Origin of the sequence: Tannerella forsythia (genome assembly GCF_003860135.1) — a bacterium.
GTDB classification, from domain to species: domain Bacteria; phylum Bacteroidota; class Bacteroidia; order Bacteroidales; family Tannerellaceae; genus Tannerella; species Tannerella forsythia_A.
In genome coordinates this window covers 25,473-33,545 of sequence record NZ_RQYN01000032.1, presented here as the reverse complement: position 1 = coordinate 33,545, position 8,073 = coordinate 25,473, and the positions used below count along the sequence as shown (strand labels likewise).

Annotated in this window: 5 protein-coding genes and 1 pseudogene; 3 read left to right on the top strand and 3 right to left on the bottom strand. The window is 50.3% G+C overall.

The genetic code is table 11. The annotated features are described in order from the left end of the window. Nucleotides 1-315: pseudogene (locus tag EII41_RS08970) on the bottom strand (IS630 family transposase); the annotation flags it as partial. A 620-nt stretch (nt 316-935) separates the two neighbouring features. Here EII41_RS08970 and EII41_RS08965 point away from each other — a divergent pair. The 3 genes from EII41_RS08965 to EII41_RS08955 are packed head-to-tail and all read left to right on the top strand — an operon-like array spanning nt 936 to nt 4,392. After that, complete coding sequence (locus EII41_RS08965; RefSeq protein WP_124790307.1) at nt 936-2,924, top strand: glucosamine-6-phosphate deaminase; 1,989 nt, start codon at nt 936-938, stop codon at nt 2,922-2,924. Nucleotides 2,925-2,967: 43 nt separating this feature from the next. After that, nucleotides 2,968-3,876, top strand: a complete 909-nt coding sequence (locus EII41_RS08960; RefSeq protein ID WP_124790306.1) for a bile acid:sodium symporter family protein — start codon at nt 2,968-2,970, stop codon at nt 3,874-3,876. A 6-nt stretch (nt 3,877-3,882) separates the two neighbouring features. Next, nucleotides 3,883-4,392: a nitroreductase family protein gene (locus tag EII41_RS08955; protein WP_124790312.1), complete on the top strand. Its 510-nt coding sequence runs from the start codon at nt 3,883-3,885 to the stop codon at nt 4,390-4,392. 12 nt (nt 4,393-4,404) lie between these two features. Here the strand turns inward: EII41_RS08955 and EII41_RS08950 are convergent, their stop codons facing one another. Beyond that, the gene (locus tag EII41_RS08950; protein WP_124790305.1) at nt 4,405-5,613 is read right to left on the bottom strand and encodes a cofactor-independent phosphoglycerate mutase; all 1,209 of its coding nucleotides are present in this window, start codon (nt 5,611-5,613) and stop codon (nt 4,405-4,407) included. Nucleotides 5,614-5,619: 6 nt separating this feature from the next. Continuing rightward, complete coding sequence (gene thrA, locus EII41_RS08945) at nt 5,620-8,058, bottom strand: bifunctional aspartate kinase/homoserine dehydrogenase I (RefSeq protein WP_124790304.1); 2,439 nt, start codon at nt 8,056-8,058, stop codon at nt 5,620-5,622. Nucleotides 8,059-8,073: the final 15 nt, after the last annotated feature.

Below are 8,073 nucleotides of genomic sequence, written 5' to 3'. Positions count from 1 at the left end.
ATTTTTAGGGGATTTCTTGGCTGACAGCCCTTGTTTCAAATCACAATTCAGGTATTCATCAGGGGTCATTTCGGGTGAATAGGAAGGCAGAAAAAACAATGCGATTTTGCCCTCGTTCTTTTCCACCCATTCTTTTACTACTTTGCTGTGATGAACTTTAAGATTATCCAAGATGAGATATATTTTTCTTCTTGATGATTGGATTAATTGTTTTAGAAATTCTATTAATCGCTCTGCGTTCATTGCTTCCGAGTAAATCATAAACTGAACCTTGCCTTGATTGGTAACGGCTGAAACCATATTGACCGAAAAGCGTTTAGACATACTTTATTTAGGACAACATTGGGTTTTGCCCCTCTCATGGAGGGGTTTTGCCCCTCTCATGGAGGGGTTTTGCCCCCCTCATGGAGGGGTTTTGCCCCCCTCATGGAGGGGTTTTACCTCCCTCATGGAGGGGTTTTGCCCTCCTCATGGAGGGGTTTTGCCCCTCTTATGGAGGGGTTCTGCCCCCCATATAGAGAGGTTTTACCCCCTGTGCAGATGGGGTTATTGCATTAAATAAAGGGATAAAACCCGTCTCATCCCCCCCTTAAACCTCTCCTCGGAGAGGGGGCAGGATTACTCCGGCTACTTAAAAAAACGGTTACTGGGATGATTTTTTGAATGATTCAGCCATGAGTCATTTTCAACTCATAAAAACAAGCGTTTTTATCGTGATTACCGTTTCCGCCCCCCTAATGTAAAACCGCCTCTATCAACAATGAATAAAGGGGGGGGGGGCAGAGTATCCATTTTTACCGGACGGCAAAAGTTTTTTATTGTGTACACGATGCTGCAACATGGTGTTTGCTGCAAATTGTCTTTAAACGGCGCGTGAGACGATATTTTTCGTACCTTTGTGCGGAAAAAAAATCAAATATAATAAACGATAGATAATGAGAAATAATTTAAGTTCACAAATTACGTTGACGCGTATACCGGAAAGATACTACAATCCGGAAAATGCTTACGAGTACACTTCGCTGACACGTTTCGAGAAGATACGGACACACATCTACGCGACGATGGATGAAGGTTCGGCAGCGTTGGCCAAAGAGATCGCCGACGAGATCAGGGAAAAGCAAAAGGCTAAGAAGAAGTTCGTCATGGCTATACCGGGCGGACGTTCGCCGCATACGCTTTTTCAACACCTCATTCAGATGCATAAAAAAGAAAAACTGAGCTTTAAGAATGTGATCGTTTTTCTGCTTTACGAATTTTATCCGCTGACGAACGCGGCGAACAGCAATTTGCATCAGTTGCAGGAAGTGTTCCTGAATCATGTGGATATTCCGAAAAAGAACATCTACAGCCCGGACGGCTTCATGAACAAAAATGATATTTATGAGTTCTGCCAAAGCTACGAACAGAAGATCAACGAATGCGGAGGCATTGATTATATGCTGCTCGGTATCGGTCAGGGAGGCACGATCGGTCTCAACAGCGCCGGCACGTCGGTTGCCTCACGTACGCATTTGGTACTGATGGACGACACTTCGCGCAAGGAATCGGCGCAGTTGTTCAGCTCGATCGAAAACGTGCCCGCGGGCGTGATTACGATGGGTCTCGGTACGATTATGGATGCGAAGAAAGTCGTGCTGATCTCGTGGGGTGAAAATAAAGCCAATATTATCCGCAAAACGATCGAAAATCCGGTGACGGATGCTTTGCCCGCTACCTACCTCCAGCATCATGCGAATGCTAAAGCGGTCATCGACCTTTCGTCGGCTTACGACCTGACACGTATCAGCCATCCGTGGCTCGTGACGACTTGCGAATGGGACAACAAACTGATTCGTCGTGCGATCGTTTGGCTCTGTCAGTTGACGAATAAACCGATCCTCAAGCTGACCAACAAGGATTACAGTGAACACGGGCTTGGCGAGCTGCTGGCGCTCTACGGATCGGCCTACAATGTGAACATCAAAATATTCAACGATATTCAGCATACCATCACCGGATGGCCGGGTGGAAAACCGAATGCCGACGACTCGAACCGTCCGGAGCGTGCCGAGCCGTATCCGAAGAGAGTGATCCTCTTCAGCCCGCATCCCGATGACGATGTGATCTCGATGGGCGGAACGTTGCGTCGCCTGTGCGACCAGCATCATGATGTGCATGTGGCTTATCAGACGTCGGGTAACATTGCCGTAGGCGACGAGGAAGTGATCCGGTATTGCGAATACCTGTGCGATGTATGTGATAAGTATTCTCCGAAAGATAAGACGATCCGGAAAAAAGCGGAAGAGATCATACAATATCTGCGCTACGATAAGAAAGAAGACGGTAAACCCGAACGTCCCGATGTGTTGTTTATGAAGGGTACGATCCGTCGTGAAGAAGCGCGTCACGGATGTCGTTATTCCGGTGTGAAGGATGAGAATGTACATTTCCTCGATCTGCCGTTCTACGAAACAGGTCTGGTGAAGAAGAACCCTATCAGCGAGAAAGATGTGGAGATCATTAAGAAACTCTTGCTCGATGTGAAGCCGAATCAGATTTTTGTCGCCGGCGACCTGGCCGATCCGCACGGAACGCATAAAGTGTGTCTCGACGCCGCGTTGGCCGCGATCGATGAGGTGAAAGACCAGAAGTGGATGAAGGATTGCCGTATATGGATGTATCGGGGTGCATGGGCAGAATGGGAGATGGACCATATCGAAATGGCCGTGCCGATCAGCCCGGAAGAGTTGCGTTACAAACGGAACGCCATCCTCAAGCATCAGTCGCAGGCTGAAAGCGCTCCGTTCCTTGGCGATGACGAACGTCTCTTCTGGCAACGTGCCGAAGACCGCAACCGTGCGACGGCCGAGATGTACAAGCAACTCGGTTTGGCTTCGTACGAGGCTATCGAGGCGTTCGTGCAGTATATCCCGATCCGGTAACGTAAGTTTCCGAATCGGAGACGAACTATAAACGGTAACCGAAGTGCGGAAATTCATAAAAGATTGGATCCTTCCGATCGCCATGATTACAGGCGCGCTGGCCCATCCATGGGTCAGCCGCCTTTCTTTTTTGACACCCTACTTGATTTTTACGATGCTGCTGCTCACGTTCTGTAAAATCTCGCTGAAGGATATTCGCTTTCATCCGGCACACCTCCGGCTGTTAGTGATTCAGCTGGTCGGGAGCGCAGCCGTTTATTGGCTGCTACGTCCGTTCGACGCTGTCGTGGCGCAGGGCGCGATGCTCTGCATGCTGGTTCCTACGGCGACAGCGGCAGCCGTGATTACGGGGATGTTGGGTGGCAATGTCGGCTTCCTGACGGCCTATCTGCTGTTCTGCAATATGGCTGTGGCTATGGCCGCCCCCGTCTATTTCACCTTGACCGGTGTGCATGGCGATGAGATGACGTTTATGCAGTCGGTCTGGTTTATCTGCCAGAAAGTTTTTCCGCTGCTCATCCTCCCCTTGTTTGTGGCGTTGGCGCTTCGGAGATGGACGCCTCGGGTACACCGTTTTTTGCTGAGTATGCCGCGTATGGCTTTCTATCTGTGGACTGTTGCCCTGACCGTAGTGACGGGCATCACCGTTCAGTTTATGCTGAATCAGGATAATGTCGACCATCAAACAGAATACGGTTTGCTGGGTGTGTCGCTCGTTTTATGTGTGTTGCAATTTATACTCGGTCGTCGCATCGGTCGTTATTATGGCGATCCGGTGTCGTCGGGGCAGGGGCTCGGGCAAAAGAATACGATCCTCGCTATCTGGATGGCGCAGACGTATCTACATCCGCTGACGGCGATCGCGCCTTCGGGATATATCTTGTGGCAGAATATGATTAATAGCTATCAGCTGTGGAAAAAAGGAAAGAAAGATAAAGAAAACAACCGATAACGTATGATGAACTTTTTGGAACTTGCAAAAAAGAGACGCTCCGTCAGGAGTTATACATCGCAGACAGTGGAAGACGAGAAATTACATTATCTGCTCGAATGCGCGCGGCTCGCGCCTTCGGCCGTGAACCGGCAGCCATGGCACTTTTTCGTAGTGAAGAGCGAAGAGAAGAAGCACCGGCTGCGGCAATGTTATGCGAGGGACTGGTTTGCTCAAGCGCCTCTTTATATCGTAATTTGTGCCGACGATGCGAACGCTTGGGTACGACAAGCCGACGGTAAGAATCATGCCGATATTGATGCGGCCATTGCGATCGAGCATCTTTGTCTGGCTGCTGCCGATCTTGGTTTGGGTACTTGCTGGGTATGCAATTTCGATGTGGTGAAATGCAGCGAACTTCTTGCTTTGCCGTCAAATCAACGGCCGGTTGCCATTCTTCCCGTCGGTTATCCCGATCACACGGATGTGAAACGTTCCGTCAAGAAGGAACTGAGCGAGGTGATGACGGAAGTCTAACTCTTCCCGTTTCTACTTTTTTAGTAACTCTTTCATGAACTCGTTGTCATTGAGCAACGGGTATTGTCCGTGCCGTACGGAAAATTCATCGTAGCGAGTCACCCCATCGGGTGTTATTCCGGGACGATAGATCAGAAAAGGTATGGGCGTGTCGGTGTGCGTACGCAGAGCGCATGGCGTAGGATGGTCGGGCAGTACCGCGATCGTGACCGGGACTTCCCATTGATTCAGTCTTTCGGATAGAGGTTTGATAATCCGAGAATCCAAGTCTTCGATGGTGCGGATTTTCAGTGCTACATCGCCTGCGTGCCCGGCCTCGTCGCTTGCCTCGATATGCAGATATACGAAGTCGTGTGTTTGCAACGCTCGCATAGCGGCTTGTGCTTTGCCTTCGTAGTTCGTGTCGTGCCTGCCGGTAGCTCCTTCGACGCTTATCACGTCCATGCCGGCATATACGCCGATGCCACGGATCACGTCGACGGCCGAGATGACGGCACTTTGGTTGATACCGTACAATTGTTTTAAAGTCTGCATGGCCGGACGATATCCGGGCGACCATGGCCAGATGCTGTTGGCCGGTTCTTTCCCTTCATCGATCCGTCGGCGGTTGACCGGATGGGCTGGCAGTATGTCTTGCGATTTTCGAATCAGTTCGTTGAGAAGGGCCGCTGTTGGGCCGGCTTCGGGTGTTTGAGCCCTGACCATAGCCGGGCGAAACGGATGCGAAAGGATGTTATGGGGAGGCGTACAGTCGATCCGTTTGTCACCCTTTTTGATGATCAGCAGATGCCGGTACGACAAACCGCGATAAAACCGGATGTTCTCATCGCCCAACTCGTTGTTGAGAAAAACGATGAGCTGTTCGGCTTCTTCGTCCGTGAGGTCTCCGGCCGAATGACTCTTCAACAATTCTCCCTTTACACAGAGCAGGTTACACCGAATGGCCAGTTCGTCCGGTTGTAATCGTATTCCCATACCGGCCGCTTCGAGCACGCCGCGTCCTTCGTAAACGGTATGCAGATCATAACCCAATACGGAGAGGTTAGCTACCTCGCTGCCCGGCACAAAGCCTTTGGGGACAGTGCGCAGGCGTCCGGTTACTCCCAATGCTGCAAGCCGGTCCATATAAGGCGTTCGGGCATATTGCAGCGGTGTGCGATGTCCCAACTCGGCGATCGGCTCATCCGCCATACCGTCTGCGAGGACAACGAGATACTTCATTTTGCCTCAGCGGACGTTTGCGATGGAGATGATGTCGGCAAACACACCGGCTGCCGTTACGGCCGCTCCGGCTCCGTATCCCTTGATGATCATCGGATAGTCATGATAGCGTTCGGTCGAAATCATGATGATATTGTTGCTGCCTTCCAATTCGTAGAACGGATGATGACTGTCTACTTCGTTCAGTCCGACTTCGCACGAACCTTCTTTCATGCTGGCGACGAAGCGTAGCCGTTTGTTTGCGGCAGCGATTTTTTTACGTTTCTCTTCGAAGGAAGCATCAAGCTCCGGAATCTGTTTCCAGAAATTGTCCAGCGTACTGTCGAAATATTGTTCAGGAATAAAGGGTTTTATCTTTACGTCCTTCTGCTCGATTTGATAACCCGCTTCGCGTGCCAGAATCACTAATTTACGGATCACATCTTTGCCACTCACGTCGATACGCGGGTCAGGTTCGGCATACCCGGCGTCGACAGCCATGCGGATAGCCTGACTCAGCGATACCTTTTCGCTGACAGTGTTGAAAATGAAGTTCAGCGTGCCTGAAACGACGGCCTCTAACCGGAGGATATGGTCACCGCTGTTGATCAGGTTGTTCATCGTGTTGATAATGGGCAAACCGGCACCTACGTTCGTTTCGAAAAGGTATTTCACGCTACGCTTTCGGGCAGTTTCTTTCAACAGTTGATAATTTTGCTGTTGAGACGAGGCAGCGATCTTGTTGGCCGCTACAACCGAGACATTGTTATCCAGCAGTTTTTCGTAAATTGCGGTAATCTTTTCGCTCGAAGTACAGTCAACGAAGACGGAGTTGAAAATATTCATCCGGATGATCTCATCATACAAGGCTTCGGGCGATGAAGGTGTGCCTTTTGTCTTCAGTTCTTTGATGCAGGTCTTCAGATCCAACCCATCGCGATTCAGCAACATGCGTTTGGAATTGGCAATTCCTACCACATTGATTTTTAGTCTATTCTGTTTCATTAGCTTAGGTTGCTGCTGTTGGATCTGTTCCAACAGACGGCTACCTACCGTACCGATACCGACGAGGAAGAGGTTAAGTACCTTATATTCGGAGAGGAAGAACGAGTCATGAATCGAGTTCAACGCTTTACGTAACGACTCAAGTTTGATGACGAACGAGATGTTTGTTTCGGAAGCTCCCTGTGCGCAGGCTATGACACTGATTCCCGCACTTCCGAGCGTACCGAACAGTTTGCCGGCAACGCCGGGGGTATGCCTCATGTTTTCACCCACGATGGCCACTGTGGCGAGTCCTTTCTCGGCGATCGTCGGATTCATTTCGCCCTGCGATCGCTCCAAGGCAAACTCTTCGTCGAGTACGCGGACGGCCAAATCGGCATCCTCATTTTTCACGGCAAATGTCGTGTTGTTTTCGGAACTGGCTTGCGAGACCATAAACACGCTGATCCCGTTTTGTGCCAGCGCCTTGAATATACGTCTGTTAACCCCGATGACACCGACCATACCCAGTCCCTGTACGGTGATCAGACAGGTGTCGTTGATCGATGAGATGCCTTTGATCATGCCTTTTTGCCGGCCTGTATGGGCTTCCTTCGAAATATACGTGCCCGGCGCGTCGGGATTGAAAGTGTTGCGTATACGAATCGGGATATTTTTGCGGAGTACCGGGTAGATCGTTGGCGGGTAGATGACTTTGGCGCCGAAGTGACAGAGCTCCATGGCCTCGGTGAACGAGAGGTGATCGATGACATACGCCGAGTCGATGACACGTGGGTCGGCCGTCATGAATCCGTCAACGTCTGTCCATATTTCCAGAATCGAAGCGTTCAGCACCGCTGCCAAAATGGCTGCCGTATAGTCGGATCCGCCACGGCCGAGGTTCGTCACCTCGTCGTTTTCGCGGCTCGACGAGATAAATCCCGGCACGAGCGCCACCTGTGGAAGCGACTCGAAAGTGGCTTTGATCAGTTTGTTCGTTTCTTCAAAGTCGACGATATGTTTGTTGAATTGCTTGACGGTCTTGATAAATCGGCGTGAATCGTAGAGTTTAGCTCCCTTGATGACGTGCGCGATAATCGACGACGAAAGCCGTTCGCCATAACTGACAATCGTGTCGGACGTTTTGGGCGATAGATCTTTGATGAGAAAGACGCCACGAAAAATATTCTCCAGCTCGTCGAGCGTCTCCATTACCTGCTTCTCTACCTTTTCCTGTTCTGCTTTCGGCACAACGCCTTCGATGATGGCGCGGTGACGTGCGACGATTTCGGCAAATTCCTGCTGATAGGCCGGTTCCCCTTTCGACGCAAGGTCAGACGTTTTCAGCAGTTTGTCGGTGATCCCTCCCAATGCGGAAACAACAACAATAACAGGCTCTTCAATAGCCTCAACAATCTTTTTGACACTGCGGATACTTTCCGTGGAGCCTACCGACGTACCGCCGAATTTCAATACTTTCATTGATGTATGTAATCT

Coding starts and splice junctions, on each gene's coding strand:
- EII41_RS08955 (WP_124790312.1), top strand. CDS start 3,883: ATGAACTTTTTGGAACTTGCAAAAAAGAGACGCTCCGTCAGGAGTTAT.
- thrA (WP_124790304.1), bottom strand. CDS start 8,058: ATGAAAGTATTGAAATTCGGCGGTACGTCGGTAGGCTCCACGGAAAGT.
- EII41_RS08950 (WP_124790305.1), bottom strand. CDS start 5,613: ATGAAGTATCTCGTTGTCCTCGCAGACGGTATGGCGGATGAGCCGATC.
- EII41_RS08965 (WP_124790307.1), top strand. CDS start 936: ATGAGAAATAATTTAAGTTCACAAATTACGTTGACGCGTATACCGGAA.